Annotated in this window: 18 protein-coding genes; 16 read left to right on the top strand and 2 right to left on the bottom strand. The window is 43.7% G+C overall.

Translation table 11 applies throughout. The features are described 5' to 3' along the window. The first annotated feature begins 276 nt into the window (after positions 1 to 276). The 6 genes from ACE1OE_RS08395 to ACE1OE_RS08370 all read left to right on the top strand — a co-directional run bounded on the left by ACE1OE_RS08395 (position 277) and on the right by ACE1OE_RS08370 (position 7058). A complete protein-coding gene (locus ACE1OE_RS08395) occupies positions 277 to 1266 on the top strand; it encodes a LacI family DNA-binding transcriptional regulator (protein ID WP_449210709.1) in 990 nt (329 codons plus the stop codon). 233 nt (positions 1267 to 1499) lie between these two features. Further along, positions 1500 to 3167 (top strand): glycoside hydrolase family 32 protein, encoded by a 1668-nt coding sequence (locus ACE1OE_RS08390; RefSeq protein ID WP_449210708.1) that lies wholly within the window; start codon positions 1500 to 1502, stop codon positions 3165 to 3167. A gap of 35 nt (positions 3168 to 3202) precedes the next feature. Then, the gene (locus ACE1OE_RS08385; RefSeq protein ID WP_449210707.1) at positions 3203 to 4129 is read left to right on the top strand and encodes an aminoimidazole riboside kinase; all 927 of its coding nucleotides are present in this window, start codon (positions 3203 to 3205) and stop codon (positions 4127 to 4129) included. A 667-nt stretch (positions 4130 to 4796) separates the two neighbouring features. Then, positions 4797 to 5720, top strand: a complete 924-nt coding sequence (locus tag ACE1OE_RS08380) for a polysaccharide lyase family 7 protein (RefSeq protein WP_102532540.1) — start codon at positions 4797 to 4799, stop codon at positions 5718 to 5720. A 288-nt stretch (positions 5721 to 6008) separates the two neighbouring features. Beyond that, positions 6009 to 6533: an acyloxyacyl hydrolase gene (locus tag ACE1OE_RS08375; RefSeq protein ID WP_102532541.1), complete on the top strand. Its 525-nt coding sequence runs from the start codon at positions 6009 to 6011 to the stop codon at positions 6531 to 6533. A 177-nt stretch (positions 6534 to 6710) separates the two neighbouring features. After that, on the top strand, positions 6711 to 7058 hold the full coding sequence (locus tag ACE1OE_RS08370) for a DOPA 4,5-dioxygenase family protein (protein WP_102532542.1): 348 nt from the start codon (positions 6711 to 6713) through the stop codon (positions 7056 to 7058). Between the two features lie 171 nt (positions 7059 to 7229). Here the strand turns inward: ACE1OE_RS08370 and ACE1OE_RS08365 are convergent, their stop codons facing one another. Next, on the bottom strand, positions 7230 to 7601 hold the full coding sequence (locus ACE1OE_RS08365; RefSeq protein ID WP_102532543.1) for a hypothetical protein: 372 nt from the start codon (positions 7599 to 7601) through the stop codon (positions 7230 to 7232). A gap of 366 nt (positions 7602 to 7967) precedes the next feature. Continuing rightward, complete coding sequence (locus ACE1OE_RS08360; RefSeq protein ID WP_449210706.1) at positions 7968 to 9236, bottom strand: DEAD/DEAH box helicase; 1269 nt, start codon at positions 9234 to 9236, stop codon at positions 7968 to 7970. Positions 9237 to 9774: 538 nt separating this feature from the next. Between ACE1OE_RS08360 and ACE1OE_RS08355 the strand changes: the two genes are divergently transcribed. The 10 genes from ACE1OE_RS08355 (at position 9775) to ACE1OE_RS08310 (ending at position 19516) form a co-directional block, all read left to right on the top strand. Then, positions 9775 to 10206: an Hsp20 family protein gene (locus ACE1OE_RS08355; RefSeq protein WP_102532545.1), complete on the top strand. Its 432-nt coding sequence runs from the start codon at positions 9775 to 9777 to the stop codon at positions 10204 to 10206. Positions 10207 to 10456: 250 nt separating this feature from the next. Continuing rightward, entirely contained in the window at positions 10457 to 12346 is a 1890-nt protein-coding gene (dnaK, locus tag ACE1OE_RS08350) for a molecular chaperone DnaK (protein ID WP_449210705.1), read from the top strand. Between the two features lie 136 nt (positions 12347 to 12482). Beyond that, positions 12483 to 13418, top strand: a complete 936-nt coding sequence (locus ACE1OE_RS08345; protein WP_449210704.1) for a DnaJ C-terminal domain-containing protein — start codon at positions 12483 to 12485, stop codon at positions 13416 to 13418. Positions 13419 to 13717: 299 nt separating this feature from the next. Further along, complete coding sequence (locus ACE1OE_RS08340) at positions 13718 to 14260, top strand: MAPEG family protein (protein WP_449210703.1); 543 nt, start codon at positions 13718 to 13720, stop codon at positions 14258 to 14260. Positions 14261 to 14460: 200 nt separating this feature from the next. After that, positions 14461 to 14913, top strand: coding sequence for a DUF302 domain-containing protein (locus tag ACE1OE_RS08335; protein WP_449210702.1), 453 nt, complete (start codon positions 14461 to 14463; stop codon positions 14911 to 14913). A 303-nt stretch (positions 14914 to 15216) separates the two neighbouring features. After that, positions 15217 to 16233, top strand: coding sequence for a DUF1254 domain-containing protein (locus ACE1OE_RS08330; protein ID WP_449210701.1), 1017 nt, complete (start codon positions 15217 to 15219; stop codon positions 16231 to 16233). Between the two features lie 888 nt (positions 16234 to 17121). After that, positions 17122 to 17607, top strand: a complete 486-nt coding sequence (locus ACE1OE_RS08325; RefSeq protein ID WP_449210700.1) for a hypothetical protein — start codon at positions 17122 to 17124, stop codon at positions 17605 to 17607. Positions 17608 to 17829: 222 nt separating this feature from the next. Continuing rightward, positions 17830 to 18132, top strand: coding sequence for a hypothetical protein (locus ACE1OE_RS08320; protein WP_449210699.1), 303 nt, complete (start codon positions 17830 to 17832; stop codon positions 18130 to 18132). Between the two features lie 341 nt (positions 18133 to 18473). Further along, positions 18474 to 18935 carry a hypothetical protein gene (locus ACE1OE_RS08315; RefSeq protein WP_449210698.1) on the top strand — a complete coding sequence of 154 codons (462 nt, stop codon included), beginning with the start codon at positions 18474 to 18476 and terminating at the stop codon, positions 18933 to 18935. Positions 18936 to 19039: 104 nt separating this feature from the next. Further along, positions 19040 to 19516 carry an Sbal_3080 family lipoprotein gene (locus ACE1OE_RS08310; protein ID WP_449210697.1) on the top strand — a complete coding sequence of 159 codons (477 nt, stop codon included), beginning with the start codon at positions 19040 to 19042 and terminating at the stop codon, positions 19514 to 19516. The last annotated feature ends 290 nt before the right edge of the window (positions 19517 to 19806 follow it).

Genomic DNA, 19806 nt, shown 5'->3' with positions numbered 1-19806 from the left:
AATATCTTGTATGTATTTCATTGGTACTGGATGTGGTTATCGTATTGATTATTCTTTTTGGAATAGATAGCCGCTTCTTTTTTTTGGGAACGTTTGCAAAATGGATTTTTCGGCAAAATCGATCGTTAGTCAAAATTTAATGGTTAAAAACATGACAAAGATCGACTTATTTGGCGTCTAACGAGATTGAATGTGATCACAAACCCCTATCTTTCAGGGTTATTAGTTGTCAAACTTGCAATCAATTGCAGGAAAGACAGAAAGGCTGATGAATTCATGGCAAGTCTACACGATGTGGCAAAATTGGCAGGCGTATCGAAGTCCACGGTGTCCCGCGTTGTCAATGATGAGTACGGCGTAAAAGAGAGCACCAAAGTAAAGGTAAAGAAAGCCATTGAAGAGTGCGGTTATTTTGTTAACCAAGTTGCTAAAGATCTGAAATTACAACGAACAAACCTCATTGGTGTCATCGTGCCTACGGTCTCTTCAGGCGCGGTGTCACAAGGCGTTGATGGCTTGAGTCAGGTGTTTGAGCAAGCCGGGAAGTACGTGTTGTTGGCAAACAGCCAGCACAATAATGACAAAGAAGTCGAGTTTATTCGCCTGTTTAATCAGAAGCGAGTCGAAGGCATTATTTTATACGCGACGCACCTTGATAAAGAACTCGTCAAGGTCATCACTCAATCCGATGTGCCCGTCGTATTGGTGGGTCAAGACGGATCGCTGTTCGATATTCCCAGTGTGATTCATGATGACAGTCGTGTTGGGTTTGTTGCAGGGCAACGCTTAGTTGATTCTGGGGCGAAGAATATTGGGTTTATCGGTGTGGCGAGCCAAGATATTGCCGTAGATTCAATGCGTTACCAAGGATTATTACAAGCGACACAGTTTGCAGGTCTAGGTGAACCTTTGTTTCATAGCCGAGGAGAGTTTTCGATCGATTCAGGTTATGAGCAGATGCTATCGATACTCGACACTCATCCAACGGTTGATGGGGTATTTTGTGCCACAGATAGAATTGCTTTGGGTGCCATGAACGCGCTAAAACAAGCCGGTAAAGTTCCCGGCAAAGATGTGAAAGTGCTTGGTGTTGGGGATGACGAACTCAGTAGTATTTGTACCCCATCTTTGTCGACCTTCCATTATTCTTTTGATTCTGCTGGAGAATCTTCTGCGCAGGTACTTTTGGATTTAATCGATGGTAAACAACAGTATATGAGCAAAATGGTGCTCGGATTTAAGAGTGTTGACCGAGAAACATGCTAGTGTTCATGTGACAAATGACATGGATAAGAAGCGAGCGGACCGAATGAGCCGCTAACACGAATACATGAACGCATTTGTGTATTCGTGCCGCCTTGTTTGATCGCGAATCCTTGTGTTTTTACTTGTGTGGTCACAGATTTAATGGGGTTATTCTAAATGAACTTGTAATTTTGGTTCGTTGCAATTAATGTTGCAATCGTTCCCAAGAAATTAATATCTTTGTGAGTGTAACTATGTCGTTAACTGGTTTTATAGAAGTGTGTGGTGGAATAGAGAATGTAACTCGCATTCTTGTTCCTGATGATTGCCTGCTGTTTGAGGTACGCGAACTGGCCTTAATTACGATGCAGGATGATAAACTCTCTTCATCTATCCGCGAATGTATCGGCATTGATACTGCGCTATCACAGCTCGCTTTTAATAAACCAACCTCGTTAAGTGACGCTGATCTTCTCGACGTAGGTAAACGGATTGCGTTGCGTCAAACAGAAATGGCGAGTCATTGTGCCCTGCCAACGGAGTGTGAATATCGACCTCAATGGCATATTGCGCCGCCGCAAGGGTTGCTCAATGATCCCAATGGATTTGTCTTTCATCAAGGTCAATACCATCTGTTTTATCAATGGTCGCCGTATTCGTGTCTGCACAAAGATAAGTATTGGGCACATTTAACCAGCACTGACATGGTGAACTGGCATACTCAACCGCTGGCGTTAACTCCGTCAGACTGGTTTGATTCACACGGCGTATTCTCAGGCCATGCGGTGAGCCATGGTGATGAGTTGATGTTGTTCTACACAGGCAATACTCGTATTGGTGAGCAACGAGACCGCCACACCACACAATGCCTAGCCGTTTCTAAAGATGGCGTGCATTTTGATAAAAAAGGCCCAGTGATTGCCACGCTTCCTCCTGAGGTCACGCCGCACTGCCGAGACCCCAAGGTCATTTATCATAACAACGAGTGGTTAATGCTACTTGGTGCTCAACGAGAAGATTTAATCGGTCGTTTGGCCGTGTACAAATCGAGCAATTTGCATGATTGGTCTTTTCACGATTTATGCGGTGACGAAATGGGGGAGTTCGGTTACATGTGGGAGTGCCCTGACTTATTTGCACTCAATGGGCAATGGCTCGCGGTGATAGGCCCGCAAGGGATTCAATCTTCAAATCCTCACCACACGGTTCCGCATCACAATGGGATTTTTCACGCGCAACTATCTGCAGCGGGTGACATCACGCTGTCTGAGTTTAGCGCACTTGATCATGGCTTTGATTTCTATGCGCCGCAGACGCTAGAAACCCCCGATGGGCGACGCGTTCTGGTTGGATGGATGGGACTGCCTGATGAAGTAAACCAGCCTAGCGTTGTAAACGGATGGGTCCATCAACTTACTGGATTGCGTGAGTTAACTTATCAGGGAGGTCAGCTCATTCAACAGCCAATTCGCGAGCAACAACAACAGCGGCAAGCTCGACAAGAGATGACGCTAACAGACTCGTCCGTTGATCTGCACACCAAGTCATTTGAGTTAAAAGTAGACCTAGCATGGGACAGCGAGCTTGCTCTGTTCAAAGACGACAATAATGAACTGTTGATTACATTAGATAGGGCGACTCGTATCCTACGACTGGATAGAAGCCGTACTTTGCTTAGAGAAGGTGACACGGTGCGTGAGTTGGTGATTCCTGAGCACAGCTTGCACTTAGCAGGGGGGGATATGGCTGACAAGGTGGCACTGCACATTTTAGCGGATGCTTCGTCGGTAGAAATATTTATCAATCACGGTGAGTTTGTTATGACGAGCCGAGTGTTTACCCCCAAAGCGGCGACTCGTGTCTCTGTCACAGGACAGGCCACACTGGAAGTTTGGGCATTGTCAGCAATGCACTCTCAATAAAGTAGTCTTAATAATGAATCAAGGTGGTACTAATAGTGAATAGAGTATGGTTGTCTGGCGACGCGGTTGTTGACCTCATCCCCGATGGGGAATTGAGTTACCTCAAATGTCCTGGTGGCGCGCCTGCTAATGTGGCTGTCGCGGTGTCACGGTTAGGTGGGGATAGTGCCTTTTTCGGCCGAGTTGGTAACGATCCGCTTGGTCGATTTATGAAGCAAGTATTGTCGGACGAAGGTGTCAGCGCTGACACCTTAATCCTCGATGACAAGCAACGCACATCGACGGTCATCGTTGATCTTGATGAAAATGGCGAGCGCAGTTTTACATTTATGGTAAAGCCAAGTGCTGATCAGTTCTTATCTCAAGGTGATGTGCCTGAATTTAGCCCATATCAATGGCTTCATTTGTGTTCCATTGCTTTAGCGGGTGAGCCAAGTCGTAGTAGCAGCTTGCATGCGATGAGACAAATAAAAGCAGCGGGTGGGTTCGTGAGCTTTGATCCGAACCTTCGCGATGAGGTGTGGAGCGATCCCTCTGAGATTCGTTCCGTTGTGATGTCAGCAGTACAGCTAGCTGATGTCGTAAAGTTCTCTGACGATGAACTGATGTTTCTTACTGAGACCGACACCCTGCAACAAGGAGTGGACGAAATATCGCTATTGAATATCCCTTTGGTACTGGTGACGCAAGGTGCAAAAGGCGCACTCGTTATTCATAATGGTAAACAACAGTTGATTGCCGGTAAGAAAATGCAACCAACCGATACCACAGGAGCAGGCGATGCGTTTGTTGGCGGGTTAATTTGTCGATTGGCACAAGCGGACGATTGGAATCGTATTGAGACCATCGTTGAAGCGGTCAAATGGGCGAATGGCTGTGGCGCATTGGCGACGACGCAAAAAGGCGCCATGACGGCACTTCCTACTAATCAAGCATTACTCAACTTTATCGCTGGCGAGTAAAGCATCTAAAAAATCACGAGTAGAAAGAAACCGCATATCATCGAATATTGGGACTGAGCAATTGGCCTCATTCACGTCACTTGCTCGAACATTGAATGACTTCTCTGCTCATTTTGCGCAGAGAAGTCAACCGTACTCCCTCCCGATTGACCCATCATTCGTCGCTCTTTCTTATTTATAGGTCATCGTCCCTTTCTTTGAGCGTTGGGGGTACCCATCCGAGTATGGTTACTTTTTCGTTGAATGTGATCTCAATGAGTGGATTATATCGTTTTGTTTAGCGCAGGCTTAAATAGTATTGAAAAGATGGCTAGCTGATGGGAGCTAATCGCGGTATTGGTCAGCGCGATGGACTCGAAACGGATTTAAAAATCAAAAAAGTATCATTCCACAGAGAAAATCAAAAATTATCGACAATTATTGGCGGTATATAGACAGAATATGTGGCGATAATAAGAAACCATACTATCTCTATTGGAAATGTTTAGTAACACCAAGACATCTTTTGTCGCTATTTTATGATGATCTATGACGATTTTAAGGTGAATAGTGCTGGGTCATGTCACATTTAGCCCTCTATTTCATTGACCCCTTTTTATCGGATTAAGTAGTATGGGTAATATTGTAATACAAATCATTATTCAAACTTGAGTAACAAGGAAATAGAATGAAAATTACCCCATTAGCTTTGGTTATGGTCGGTGCATTAGCCACGTCAAGTGCATACGCTGATAAGACAACACCTGCCGAGGTTCTGGATCTTTCGTGCTGGAAAGTGACATTGCCAGTGTCGTTGGACAACGGCTCACGCCCAACAGAATTTAGCGAGCAAGACATCGCCAAAGGGGTAATGAATGACGATTACTTCTATGTCAATGAAGCGAAAGACGGTGTGGTTTTCCGCTCTCCGATTCAAGGCATCAAGACATCAGAAAACACAAAGTATGTTCGTTCAGAACTTCGTGAAATGATGCGTTGTGGCGATACAAGCCATAAAACAAAAGGTGTTGCGCCAAACAACTGGGTATTCAGTAGCAATGTATCTGAAGACTCGCTTAAAAATGCTGGTGGTGTTGATGGTAACTTGAAAGCAACGCTTTCTGTTGATCACGTGACAAGCACAGGTGAGATCTGGCAGCAAGGCCGAGTCATTATTGGTCAGATTCACGCGCCAGATGACGAGCCGGTTAAAATCTACTACAGAAAACTACCAAACCATGAAACAGGTTCGCTTTGGATCAGTCATGAGCCAAATGGCGGCGATGACATTACCTTCCCAATGATAGGCCCTACGACACCGAATTATTGGAAACAGAGCGGAAAAGATATCCAACCTTCTTACGATGACGGTATTGCTCTGGGAGAAAAATTCTCTTACGAGATTGATGTTGTGGGTTCGGACATGACAGTAACGGTTAGCCGTGAAGGCAAGCCTGATGTCGTTCAGAAGGTTGATATGCAGAACTCAGGTTACGAGTTAGCTGACCAATGGATGTACTTTAAAGCAGGTGTTTATAACCAAAACCGTTCGGGTGATGCGGACGACTACGTTCAAGCAACATTCTACAATCTTGAGGTTTCTCACAAGTAATTGTTGAGACACCGATGAGATACCAAAAGCGAGCCTACGGGCTCGCTTTTTTGTTGGCTGAGATAGCGATAGATTAAAATGGAGATAGGTGGAAATCGCTCTAGGTTGAAATATATATAGCTTTAAATAGAAAACGGCTGATAACGTGAATCGACCGCTGTCGGTCATCCCTCCATCTCATTTATATGTGAACATTAGTTTGGTTTATTTATCACCAAGGCGCTAACCAATATCCTTGTTAAATACCGCACAAGGACGTGAGTTCTTTTAAACTAGAGGAATTCGCACATGAAAAATATTCGTTTCATTTCTATCTTGGCAATGTTCGCCCTACTTTTTTCGGGTATCACTCATGCACATGAAGAAAACGCTGACCTGAAATTTCGTGGGGGTATTGGTTATACCTCATTAGGAGGGGATGAATCCGCGGCGAATGTCACTGTGGGTTTAGAGCTAAACCAATACATAGGGCTAAATTTTGATATGTACAAGGGGGCAGACAACGATCTTGATTACACGGGCGGTGGCTTTGCTTTGGAGTTGGGTTATAACTTTGCCTTATCACAAGGCTTTGAGCTCCGTCCGTTTGTTGAGGCGGGGATGACCGCAGGCGTAATGGAGAATCCAAATACCATCATTCCTAATAACAACAAAGATGCGCATTTAGGATTCAGCTCAAACGTCGGTTTGCGTCTTCAACATGATGAAGTCCCAGTATACACTGAGTTTAAAACGGACTTGCAAACCTCTCATTCCGATGCTCGGTATTTACCAGAGAATACGTTTTTAGTGGGTTTTCGATTTGCACTTTGAGCCTTCTATGACTTGCCTTCAGTCTGAGTTGGAGAGAAAAATCATTCACATAGCCGCTGCTTTAATCCACTATATTTCAGTTAGTTAAGCGGGTCATAGGAAGAGAAAGTGTTGTTTGACGCGGCACTTAACGTTAAGCTCCCGCACAACGTAAATATAAGAAAACAGGTACTAAACATGACGGCCTCTAAACGACCAATTAATAGCCATGATAATTACCATGCGCATGTATATTTCACTCACGAGACGTTAGAGTTTGCTTCTGGCTTATGCCAGCAAGCGGGGGCAACATTTGGTTTAGACATTGGTAGAGTGAATCAAAAACCAGTGGGCCCGCATCCAATGTGGAGTTGTCAGATTTTGTTCACAAGCGCTAACTTTGAAGCGTTAGTGGCTTGGTTAGAACACCATAGAGAAGGGCTGAGTGTCTTAGTTCACCCTGTGACGGGTGACGATTTGCTTGACCATACCGAGTATGCGTATTGGTTAGGTGACTCGGTAACGTTAAACTTGGCAGGGTTTTAATCTCGGTTATCGCTAACCTGGTCACCTTTTTGCAGTGATGAGATGACATCTTGAGTGTTAAAAAAACAAAGGCGAGCCGTAAGGTTCGCCTTTGTTTTTAATGATCACGTTTAACTGCAGATTCACATCTTTAACCGCAACGCATTAATAGGTTCGAATACCGTATTATGACTAAAGCTCTTTCATCGCAGAAACAACAGAAGGGTCATTTATCAGGTTAAATAACAGACTCTTTGCAGAAGAACGTTGAGAGTCAGACAGGACTTTTTTAGGGTTCTCTCTGGATTGGGTGAGGATATTCTTCACGAATCGGCTGTTAGTACCAGATAATTCATATACAAAGCGCAGCGTATCTAATAATTCGTCTTGAGATAGGCTATAAACTGCCATCTCACAGCTAAGTTTATCCATGGCAAGGAAGCCGTTGACGACAACCGTTCGCTCAGAATTAAACTTCTCTTTAGCTTCAAAGGCATCAATCAAAGCCTGCACTCTATCTGCGATTGCAACAGGCACTTCCATTGTTTTGGTTTCATGAGTCATTACTGATTCTCCTTCTCTAGCGGGTCTTTAATCTAAGGGTCAAGTTTACTCGCTGGGGCCAGTTTTCGCATTAACTTTAACGATAATGTGAGATTAGAGCAGAGTATTGCGACGGGATTTAGTGGAGAGGCGAAAAAATACGCGCTATATGCTTGAATATCACACGCTGGAATGTCATACGGTTTTAGAGATAGAGATAGAGATAGAGATAGAGATAGAGATAGAGATAGAGATAGATCAAGGCTTTCGGGCTCTGTGACCAAAATTACTGCTGAATCGCCTAAATAACACCGAGCGTGCTATTCAGGCGATGGTCTTACTCAGTACGGGGTAACCGTACTAACCGACCCAACAATGACTTACCTATTAAAGATTATATAAGTAATTATTTTTCTTATGCTTCTTACCGGTACCTGCTGGTTTGGCGACAGGCTTGGTTGCGGCTAATAATGCTTCAACCGCCTCTTCATCAACCTCAAACCCTTCAACTTGCTCGCGCTCTAACCGGATCTTATTCTTCTTTTCAATGACTTTGAAGTGGTGATAATCTTCGTAATCGATCAGCGATAATGCTAAACCAACTTCCCCAGCACGACCACTTCGGCCAATACGGTGCATATAGTCAGATGGGCTTCTTGGCAGATCAAAGTTAATCACAACTGGCAGTTTTTCAATATCGAGACCACGAGCGGCAATATCAGTGGCAATTAATACATCAATCTCGCCCGCCTTGAACGCTTCAAGCACACGACTACGAGCGCCTTGGCCTTTATCACCGTGGAACACCTCGGCAGTAATGCCGCGTTTTGAAAGTTTTTCTGCCAAGTGATTGCAGCTGTTTTTGGCGTTAACAAAAATAAGCGCTTGTCGCCATTGGTGCTGTTCAATTAAATGCGCTAGCAATGCCGTTTTTTCGCCTTTGTTTACCGTGAAAACACGTTGAACTAGGGTGCTTGCATCTGCGCTTTGCAACTGTATTTCAATAGGGTCGTTCAATAGTGCTTGAGTCAGTTCTTGTACTTGCTCAGGGAAAGTGGCTGAAAATAACAAGGTTTGCTTTTTCTGCGGGACTAACGCCAACAATTGAGCCAGCTCTTCGGTGAAACCAAGGCTTAGCATTCGATCAGCCTCATCAAGTACCAAGGTTTTAACGCGATCAAGCTTAATCGCATTACTTGAAATCAAGTCGAGCAGACGACCAGGGGTCGCGACCAAAATATCAGTGCCACCGCGCAGCGCCAGCATTTGTGTGTTAGCGGAAACGCCACCAAAAACCGCAACGGTTTTAAGCGCACCGTTAAAATGCACGGCGTAAGATTTAATGTTATCAGCAACCTGCTTTGCAAGTTCACGGGTTGGGACTAAAACAAGTCCAGACACGTAGTTTCCCTTGCCTTGTTTACTGCTGTTTTCGGTTTGTTCAAAAAGCTGCTGCAACATAGGCAATGCGAAAGTGGCGGTTTTGCCTGAGCCCGTATTTGCCCCTGCAATGAGATCACGTCCAGCTAATACACTCGGAATTGCTTGTGCTTGAATAGGCGTTGGCTGTTGGTATTCCAGTTCTGTTAGTCGCGCGACTAACGGTGGAATGAGGCCAAGTTCTGTAAAGTTGGCAGGCATAGTGATAGCGGTCATGAATATAAAAGACTCAAGCAAAGAAAATAGCCGGCTATTTTAATCTATTTACTCGAATGAAGTTAGTGAAATCGGCTAAATCCCTTATTAACGTTGTTCAACAGTGGGTTACTGCTGTCAAAGGCGGTGATATGTACCAACTGAGACTGCGTGAGGAGGAGATATATGCGTATTGCTAGCATTCAATCGTTAACATTGAGACTCTTTTATTGTATGTTTGATTGGTTGTAGCTATTGATTTGTGCCTTTTGATGGTTTTGTTTTAATTATTATTACTAATGCTGTTGACAACGCTACACCGGAAGCATATATTGATTACACGAACTGCAAAATGGAGTTCACTTGCGACAATGTTCGCCTCTTGTAGGGAACAAATAGTCGTGGCGCGAAATGACCATTCTGAAGAACCAGAAATGTGACTTTCGTTTTTTAACTGGTAAACCGTATGTCCAACGATGCCTATTCGGCTAGGAGTATGTGTTTGCTCTCTTTGCTTTAAAAGCATTGAGAACTATTGCTTAACTTAAAGGATAGTATTATGCGTAATGTAGATTTATCTCCCCTATACCGTCATGCCATTGGTTTTGATCGTTTGTTTAATCTCGCTGAGAGCAATACAAACAAAAATACCTCGAATGGATACCCACCCTATAACATCGAGCAGAAAGACGAACACAACTATCGAATCACGATGGCTGTGGCCGGATTTTCAGAAGATAAGCTGAGCCTTACTCAAAACGAAAATATGTTGATTGTGTCTGGTGAAATAAAACCAGCCGACACTAAACCGAACTATGTCTATCAAGGCATCGCTGAGCGTAACTTCGAGCGCAAGTTTCAGCTTGCTGACTATATGAAAGTATCAGCGGCCAGTATGGAAAACGGCTTACTTCATGTTGATTTAGTCCGTGAAGTACCGGAAGCCATGCAGCCTAGAAGTATTGCTATTAGCCAGCCCGGCGCGCAATAAGTCACCCCGGACAAGCAAGGTACAACGCGTTTTTTGTTAAAAATAGGAATTATTTCACAATTACATTTGAATTCATCAAGTGCAATCCTTACCTATTAAATAACGGAAACGCAGTCATCAGATTTTTATTAACTTTTCTGAGTAATGATGCAGCGATTGAAATACTTCACACTGCATCTAGGGAAATTTTCATCAAATTTAACAGGTTTTGCATTATAAAAATTAATGCGAAATCGAAAAGGGTATTATTATGAGTAGAATTATTGGTATTGACTTAGGTACAACAAACTCTTGTGTTGCGGTTTTAGACGGCGACAAACCACGTATCATCGAAAACGCGGAAGGCGAGCGTACAACCGCATCGGTTGTTGCCTATACCGACGGCGAAACATTAGTTGGCCAGCCAGCAAAACGTCAAGCGGTCACAAACCCAGAAAATACGCTATTTGCCATCAAGCGTCTTATCGGTCGTCGTTTTGAAGACAAAGAAGTTCAGCGTGATATCGAAATCATGCCTTATAAAATTATTGAGGCAGATAACGGTGATGCATGGGTAGAAGCGAAAGGCCAAAAAATGGCCGCGCCTCAAGTCTCGGCTGAAATCTTGAAAAAAATGAAGAAAACCGCAGAAGACTTCCTTGGTGAAGAAGTGACAGGCGCCGTCATTACGGTTCCGGCTTACTTTAACGATGCACAGCGTCAAGCAACCAAAGATGCTGGTCGTATTGCTGGTCTAGAAGTTAAACGTATCATCAATGAACCTACCGCCGCGGCTTTGGCATACGGTTTGGATAAAAAAGGCGGCGATCGCACTGTCGCGGTGTATGACCTTGGTGGTGGTACATTCGATATCTCAATCATCGAAATTGATGAAGTAGAAGGCGAGCAAACCTTTGAAGTACTGGCAACGAACGGGGACACACACCTAGGTGGTGAAGACTTTGATAACCGTTTGATCAACTATTTGGTTGATGAGTTTAAGAAAGAACAAGGTATCGATCTTAAGAACGATCCACTTGCGATGCAACGTGTGAAAGAAGCGGCTGAGAAAGCAAAAATTGAGCTTTCGTCTACTTCTCAAACGGATGTGAACCTACCGTATGTAACGGCAGATGCAACCGGTCCTAAGCACATGAACGTGAAAGTGACGCGTGCAAAACTAGAATCTCTAGTGGAAGACCTAGTACAACGCTCGATTGAACCACTTAAAGTGGCACTCGCTGATGCGGATCTATCAGTCAGCGACATCAACGACGTTATCCTAGTGGGTGGCCAAACGCGTATGCCGATGGTTCAAGCTAAGGTCACTGAGTTCTTCGGCAAAGAACCACGTAAAGACGTGAACCCAGATGAAGCAGTTGCGATGGGGGCGGCGGTTCAAGGTGGCGTACTTGCTGGTGATGTGAAAGACGTATTGCTTCTTGATGTGACGCCACTGTCTCTTGGTATCGAAACCATGGGCGGCGTAATGACGAAGCTGGTTGAGAAGAACACAACGATTCCAACAAAAGCGAATCAGGTTTTCTCTACGGCTGAAGACAACCAAAATGCTGTGACGATTCATGTCGTGCAAGGTGAGCGTAAGCAAGCGATGCACAACAAGTCACTGGGGCAGTTTAACCTAGAAGGCATTCAAGCAGCGGCACGTGGTATTCCACAAATTGAAGTGACTTTCGATATCGATGCGAATGGTATCTTGAACGTGTCGGCAAAAGACAAGTCGACAGGTAAAGAGCAGAAAATCACCATTCAAGCGTCTGGTGGCCTGAGCGATGCAGATATCGAGAAAATGGTTCAAGAAGCGGAAGCGAACAAAGAAGCGGACAAAAAGTTCGAAGAGTTAGCAACGGCACGTAACCAAGCAGACCAATTGATTCACGGTACACGTAAGCAATTGCAAGATGCGGGTGAAGCTGTGGCTGCAGAAGATAAAACGATGATTGAAGCGGCAATCACTGAGCTTGAAGAAGCAAGCAAAGGTGATGACAAAGAAGCCATCGATACGAAAGCTCAGGCGCTAATGGCGGCGGCTCAAAAACTGACGGAACAAGCGCAAGCTGAACCGAATGATGCGAAAGCAGACGCTAAGTCGAATGCCGACGAAGACGTTGTTGAAGCAGATTTCGAAGAAGTGAAATAACGCCCAAGCCCAGCAATAAACTCACGGGTTTACTGTTGGGCATGTTTCATAAGTACACCACTTATTAGTCATTAGGGCGTATGGGTTACTCATACGCTCTTTTTTTATCTTGAACAAAATTAAGTGAGGAGCTGACATGTCCAAACGAGATTATTACACCGTATTAGGTGTCTCAAAGACGTCCTCAGAAAAAGCAATCAAAAAGGCTTATAAAAAGCTGGCGATGAAATACCATCCGGATAAAAACCCGGACGATGCAACAGCAGAAGAAAAATTCAAAGAAGTTAAAGAAGCGTACGAAATTCTAACGGACAAAGAAAAGCGCCAAGAATATGATCAATTTGGTCATGCTGCCTTTGAACAAGGAGGACACCGTCAACAAGAGTCTCACTCACACCACGCTGGTTTCAATGGCGGCGGTTTTGGTGGCGGCGGAGGCTTTGACGATATTTTCGGCGGCGCTTTTAGGCAACAAGGGCAATCGTTCCATTCGTCCCAAGGATTCGGTGGTTTCGAGGATATATTCTCACAAGGCCGCGGTGGTCCGGCTCGTCCACGCAAAGGGCAAGACAGTGAGTTTACACTGACCGTAGACTTTGTGGATGCCGTACAAGGTGCGGAAAAAGTGGTTGAGCTTCCTATCCAAGGCGAGCAGAAAAAAATCAACGTGAAGATCCCTGCGGGCATCAAGGATGGAGAGAAACTAAGGTTTTCAGGTAAAGGCGGTATTGGCATCAATGGCGGACCCGCTGGCGATCTCTTTATTGCGATTAACACCCGTCCTCACGCTTATCTGCAACGTGATGGCGATAACCTCAGTCGCACCACGCATATCGACATGGTAACGGCGGCATTGGGTGGCGACGCAGAAGTACAAGTATTAGACAGCCGCTTTAAACTTAAGATTCCAGCTGGGACTCAGACTGGCCGCAAGTTTAAAATGACAGGCAAAGGTGTGACGAATCGCAAAGGGGTTACCGGGGATCTACTCGTGACTATCCAAGTGGATACGCCCACTGACTTAACTGAGCAGCAGCGAGATTTATTGCAACAGTTCAGCGCCACGCTTTAAATCTATTGTTTGGTTAAGAGGTATGGACACCTTTTTTGACAATCGTGTCTTGGTTGAGCGTTTGCTTCCTATTAGTGAGTACTGCCGTATTTTATTGTATTTATTATCATTATTTAAACGTCATTTGTTTTTATGCTCCATCCCCTCGAAGAGTTAACGTGAAATCGTTGACTCTTTTTTGATCCTTGCGCAGAAACTGTAGACACACCTCACATGCATGCTCATTCGTGTTGAGAGACTTAGCTTGTACGGCTTTAATTATGATTAGGCCTTAATGAAAGCCGTTCTATATTGAGGACATGATGGCGTTATCAATTAAGCAAAAAGGCGTTTTTAAGGGCATGGCAGCAGCAATGTTGGTGTCGGTCATTGTGATTTTTATGGCGATGATAGGTGATCCACTTAACTACTCTCAGGTAAGTCAAGTACAAGAAAGATTGTCGATTTTAGCGGGCGCGTTGATATTGCCGGTCTTACTTCTTATTGTTTCCATTGGTCGCCTGGCAAAATTTCGTTTTCTTAGCCCAGAAGACATTGATGGGAGTGGTCTGACCTCCGGCTCTGAAGAAGCCAAGGTACTGCAAAGCCTGCTTCAAAATACATTAGAACAACTCGTTATTGCGGGCGGGGTCTATACAGCGTGGTGTTTGTTAATGCCTGCGTCGTGGTTATCTGTTGTACCGCTATGTTCAATACTATTTGCTATCGGGCGTGTGTTCTTTTTCCTCGGTTATCGTCACGGCGCGCCCGCAAGGTCGTTTGGTTTTGCACTCACGTTTTATTCAACGGCGGTAATGTTCTTCGTGATGGTGGTCTATCAATTAATAGCCAGCATGAACTAGGGGCAAGAACTCAACCTAAATAATTAACTCACTCAGTGCGGCGTGACCGCAATGGTGATATTGACGGGTAAAAGACGTGCCAGTTTGTGGCATATTTCTCGTTTTATTCGACAAAGTACGGCTAAAGTTTGGGCAGTAATCAGTGCATCAAGTACGCTTTACGATGGACACGAAACGAATTTAATCAGAGAGGGACGACAATGAAAAAACAAATCACACTGGGTATCGCTTTACTGGCCGCGTCATTCTCGGCGGCTGCGGTAGAGGGGTTGATGACATATGAAAGCCCTTATTCAGCTAAGGAAACCGCGGACCGTTTTGAGAATATTGCGGCAAGTAAAGGGCTGACATTATTTGCTCGGATCGATCATCAAAAAAATGCCAGTAAGGTTGACCTAGAGCTGAGGCTAACGGAAGTCATTATTTTTGGCAACCCCAAAGTGGGCACACCTTTGATGCAATGTGCGCAGACTGTTGCCATCGATCTACCACAAAAAATCATGGTCAGTGAAGATGCCAACAACAAAGTGTGGCTGTCTTACAACGATCCTAACTACCTGAAAAAACGCCATAACATTACGGGTTGTGATGAGGTTATTAACAAAATATCAGGGGTATTGAGCAACCTATCTAAGGCTACGATTGCCAACTAAGCGTTCATGATACCGAACCTGTAATACTGCTTATTAAAGCGATGACCAATAAGTCGATGTAAGCAGTGAGAGTGAATGCTTCTTGTCGTATCGTCAATTAATGATATGTGTTATGCGCATATCATTAATAACTAAGAGTCATTTGAAAACATATCACTAACGCCCTAAATTTGGACATGTCGCGACGAGTTAGACTGCTAATAATCGTTGATGCGGCAAGACAGAATCAACATACGCCAGGTATCTGAAGGACTCGTCTCATTGGCTAGCTGTTGAAACCCTAAATAAGCACGGTGAGAGACTATGACGACTATAAAACTGACAACATTATCCCTGATGGTAAGCACGCTACTCGTTGGCTCCACTTTCGCCAATGAAACAATGACAACCCTTGAGGTCACTCAAGACAATTTTACGCATGCTGAAACGGCTCGTAATTATCGCAATTGGGCGAGTCAGGGTGCGACCGAACAGTTTGTCATCATGCAAGGGCTACCTCCGCGCGGCAAAGCGGCCCCAACCGTTCAAATGAATGACGACACCTTGTACGGCGTTGCCATTGTCAAAGCGACCAACGGCAACGTGACGTTTGATATTCCAAAGACCAATAATTATATGGCCGTGCAAGTGGTCACAGAACGCGGCCATGGCCAGCATTATGTCGTGGAAGATGGTCAATATAGCTTGCCTGTCGAATCTGATTACGCATTCGTGATTTATCGTTCAGGCACAGAAAACGGCATTGATAATGCGGTTAAACAGTTAGATAAAGTTAACGTTGATGAATTCAACTTCGCGACCGATTATCAGACTCAACCTTATAACTATGATGACGTTGAAGCATGGGTAAAAAAATACACCGCAGAAGTGAACAGCATGGAAAGGTTTACTTATACCTTCCCACGTACATCAGACAAAGTGACGGACCTACATCAGTGGAACTTGGAAAACGCAGCAGGGTGGGGTGGCGCTAGCCCAGAAGCTTTTGTCGGTAATCAGTACGCCAATAGCCCAAAAATGAAAGCCACGGTTTGTTACACAGCAACGTTTAACGACCCTGAAAATAAGTTCTTCACCTCAATCACCGCCTATGACAGCGACAAATATTTGATAGAAGGCGCAAAGAACGTCAATTCTAATTCATGGGATAAGAACAGTGATGGCACGATCACCGTATCGTTTAACTGTGGCGACAATGGCCAAAATAATATTGATACACAAGGTCATGACTTTACCTTCACCACTCGCCACTATGGCGTGAACCCAAGAGTCATGGAATCTTCTAACGACCCGATTATTGCCGCAATCAAAGTGCAATAACCCAACGTCTGCACAGTGAATGCCTCGGAATCAATAGTTTCAAGGCATTCACTGCACAGGAGCTAGCAAAGCAATCGTCATCGCCTTGAAAAAGGAGGCCTACCAAAGCGTGTGACTTTCATTAATAACCGGCAGAAACCCGCTTCGAAAAAAAGCCACTTTTCGCTTTCATCACCACCCACACCACACTTCACAATAATCGTCATCTCCTTGAAAAAGGAGATCTTCCAAAGCGAGTGACTCCCATTAATATTCGGCAGAAACCCACTTCGAAAAAGCGCCACTTTTAGCTTTCATCACCACCCACCCCACACTTCACAATAACCGTCGTCTCCTTGAAAAAGGAGATCTTCCAAAGCGAGTGACTCCCATTAATATTCGGCAGAAACCCGCTTCGAAAAAACGCCACTTTTAGCTTTCATCACCACCCACACCACACCTTAAAATAAACCGTCATTTCCTTGAAAAAGACGATCTTTCAGAGCGCATCACTCTCATCAATATTCAACAGAAATCGACTTTGAAAAGAGTCCGTTTTTAGCTTCCATCGACTCCCACACCACACCTCAAAACAACCGTCATCTCCTTGAAAAAGGAGATCTTCCAAAGCGAGTGACTCTCACTAACATTCTGGTTGAAATGTGACTAGAAAAAGCGTCATAGGTTTAAATGAAATCGTTGAATGCGCCTCGTGATTCATTCCTAATTGAGTTAGCTCTGATGGCAGGATGTTCTATGCGGAATATCGCCACAATCTATTCTTAATTGGCATACAAAAATCACATAACACTCTGATGTGGTTTGAGTTTCATAAGAATGAAGCGCAGAATAGACGGATTGCGATTACGGATATATTCCGTTTATAAAGCTAGGCTTCTCGGAGGGAATTTGGAACTAAAGTACGCTAAATCAGAAGATTTGAATAAATTCGCAAAGTATGTGCCTATAAGCGATGAAGTTACAACGCAATTACTCAAGGGACACTTATTGGTCGAGGAGATTACTCGTGACTTGTTTGATACCCTCTTGAGTAATCCAGGCGCTCTAAGAAGAAATGGCGGTGCATCGTTCGATTGCCATCAAGTAATCTGCTTGACGGAGTCACTGCTTTTCCGTTGTGAAGATACCGAGTGGGTTTGGCGCGCAGCTAAAAAGCTTAATAAGATCCGTAATTCTCTAGCGCATCAATTAGAGCCTAAAGGGCTAGATCACATGTTGGATGACTTTTTGAAGCTTGTGCAAAGTTGCTCTCCTCACTATCAGCAGATCGAACGAAATTTAGATGTCCCTAGGCGAAGTCAGATCTATGCTGCTCTATTGGCACTTTGTTCCGAATTATCAGCTTTGGTAGAAGAAATTGAGACTAAAGCCTAACAAGCGCTTCAAGTTGATTCGTAACGCTTGGCGGTTTTGGCGTTAATTTTGGTTTGGGTGATTACGGTTAAAAATTTGGCTTCAGTGGTGCGTAACTCACAACTTAAGCGGGCGTTATGTTTCTAGGCGAAATTGACAAGAATCATAGCATTAAATATAGATAATGATAATCTTACGGTATTCCATTTTGTTTGAGTTAAAGGCACTATATTTGAGGTTGTTATGATTAAAATCGAACTTACAGAAGCACAATTTGAAGCGTTATCAAAAAAGAAATTAGGCGACGTTGTTAATCTTATTAATGTTGTAGAAGCTTTGAAATCTGAGTACCCTAACTATGTTTCATTTTTGGAACATTTCTTAACTAATGAGCCTATTGATATTGTCTACAATGGTGGCTCTAATGCTGGTGCGCAGCGTAGAATTGTTCCGCAAAGTATCAAACCTGATGGTTCATTTAGAGCTTTTTGCGTAGATTCTGATTCATCGAAAGCCTTCAAGCTTGAACGTGTCGAGCTAGTTTAAGTACATGGTTTCGTAGTTGCAAGAAGCCAAAACATAACAAACGACTATGGCGTCAATGATTAAATTTTGGCTGTGTTTTCATCCCACATTGCGCCATCTCTTAAGGATTAAAAGGACACACACCAAAAGTATGTTCTTCAGCGTGTACAGAGTCACTAAGGTACACATAGTGTCATGAAAGGGAGTCCATATCATTCGTTTCTCCTACTCCCTTAAAGCGTTGCCTCTTAGAACAAATATTGGGTGCTTCTACAGGCTATTAAAATATATTGGTTGGTTTGCGCTCTCGTTAACGGTATGATGTTCCGTATGTTGTTTTATCGAATTAAAGGCATATCAAAGTGAACAATTTAACGCTTCCTAAAAACAAAACTCAGTTAGCAGAATTAATGGGGATTAAACTCCAACCAGGTATAGACCTCTATACCTGGGATTTGGAATCCGATGACATCATTATTTTTTTGGTGGCTCAAGACGAACTAAAAGAGTTGGAAGGGATTGTCGAACTTTATTATCGGGTGGAGCGAGACTCGAATCATGTCCGTAAGCAAAACTGTTTGGATCGACTTGAGCGCGTCAACAAAGTTTTGTTTGGTGAAAAAAAAGGATATCTTTTGGTTCGTGCAGATACATTATCAGCTGATACACGAGACTCCCACCAGTGGAAGTTAGTTAATGATCTAATGGTATATCCTGTAATCAAAAACGGAATGACAATGGCTAAAAATTGTAAAGGTCAAGGCTGGGTTGGGTGGTTAGAGTTTGACTACTTCGCAGGCGTAAATTTAAGAACCTTAGTTTAGTTGTCTAGAAACTAAGCTTACCAATATAACAAATGCTTTTAGTGTTTTCGATGCTTCATTCGGGAATACACTAGGCACCGTCATAATAAAATGGATTAGTTTAAATGAAAAAAATCATATTATTGCCTTTAGTGGCTATCACATTAGCTGGTTGTGGATCACCAAGGTATACGGCAAGTGCAGTGCCAATAACAAACGTAAAACCAGACGTTGTGATTGTAAACGACAGTGCTACTCGTTCCGGTTTTCAAGAAACAATGGAAGATTGGTTACACGAACATAATTACTCTTATATCGTTGTACCAGACCGTTCAAAACATGATCTGAATAAACTGACGTTAGAATATGAAGGACATTGGGGCTGGGATTTAGCGTTGTATCTAAAGAATGCAGAAATCAATGCTTATCAGGGTGGGCAGCGGGTTGGTGAAGTCGATTTTAAGGTTCCTTATACCGCGAACCCAAATAAATTTGGAGACGCAAGTAAGCGTATCGGATTTATGATGGATACGCTATTTGGTCAAATGTCTCCAGAACAAGCGACCAAGGCTGCGAACTCTTCATCATCAAACGTTAAGTAACACATAACAAATAACCCAAACAAACGCGTGACGTTTGGGTTGAAGTTTTGAACTGTAAAAGGCGTTGTTGCCTAAATTAGTTGAACCTTTTCCAAAAAAGGATTAAAAAAGATTAAAAGGACACACACCAAAAAGTATGAAATTAGTTTGATTTTGCCCAATTCGCCGACTCACCAACAATCTCATTAAAAGAGAACTGCTAAGTTATTTAAAACCTTCATAGCGGACCTCATTTTGACAACAGCCAGAAAACAGCTTATTTCCGTGGATGCGACTTCGTATTACCACTG

Source organism: Vibrio sp. E150_011 (genome assembly GCF_053544015.1).
This window is presented reverse-complemented; position numbering and strand designations above follow the sequence as displayed.

Bases quoted from the DNA above. Each gene is read 5' to 3' on its own strand.
- ACE1OE_RS08395 (WP_449210709.1), top strand. From the start codon at position 277: ATGGCAAGTCTACACGATGTGGCAAAATTGGCAGGCGTATCGAAGTCC.
- ACE1OE_RS08390 (WP_449210708.1), top strand. From the start codon at position 1,500: ATGTCGTTAACTGGTTTTATAGAAGTGTGTGGTGGAATAGAGAATGTA.
- ACE1OE_RS08380 (WP_102532540.1), top strand. From the start codon at position 4,797: ATGAAAATTACCCCATTAGCTTTGGTTATGGTCGGTGCATTAGCCACG.
- ACE1OE_RS08375 (WP_102532541.1), top strand. From the start codon at position 6,009: ATGAAAAATATTCGTTTCATTTCTATCTTGGCAATGTTCGCCCTACTT.
- ACE1OE_RS08370 (WP_102532542.1), top strand. From the start codon at position 6,711: ATGACGGCCTCTAAACGACCAATTAATAGCCATGATAATTACCATGCG.
- ACE1OE_RS08365 (WP_102532543.1), bottom strand. From the start codon at position 7,601: ATGACTCATGAAACCAAAACAATGGAAGTGCCTGTTGCAATCGCAGAT.
- ACE1OE_RS08360 (WP_449210706.1), bottom strand. From the start codon at position 9,236: ATGACCGCTATCACTATGCCTGCCAACTTTACAGAACTTGGCCTCATT.
- ACE1OE_RS08355 (WP_102532545.1), top strand. From the start codon at position 9,775: ATGCGTAATGTAGATTTATCTCCCCTATACCGTCATGCCATTGGTTTT.
- dnaK (WP_449210705.1), top strand. From the start codon at position 10,457: ATGAGTAGAATTATTGGTATTGACTTAGGTACAACAAACTCTTGTGTT.
- ACE1OE_RS08345 (WP_449210704.1), top strand. From the start codon at position 12,483: ATGTCCAAACGAGATTATTACACCGTATTAGGTGTCTCAAAGACGTCC.
- ACE1OE_RS08340 (WP_449210703.1), top strand. From the start codon at position 13,718: ATGATGGCGTTATCAATTAAGCAAAAAGGCGTTTTTAAGGGCATGGCA.
- ACE1OE_RS08335 (WP_449210702.1), top strand. From the start codon at position 14,461: ATGAAAAAACAAATCACACTGGGTATCGCTTTACTGGCCGCGTCATTC.
- ACE1OE_RS08330 (WP_449210701.1), top strand. From the start codon at position 15,217: ATGACGACTATAAAACTGACAACATTATCCCTGATGGTAAGCACGCTA.
- ACE1OE_RS08320 (WP_449210699.1), top strand. From the start codon at position 17,830: ATGATTAAAATCGAACTTACAGAAGCACAATTTGAAGCGTTATCAAAA.
- ACE1OE_RS08310 (WP_449210697.1), top strand. From the start codon at position 19,040: ATGAAAAAAATCATATTATTGCCTTTAGTGGCTATCACATTAGCTGGT.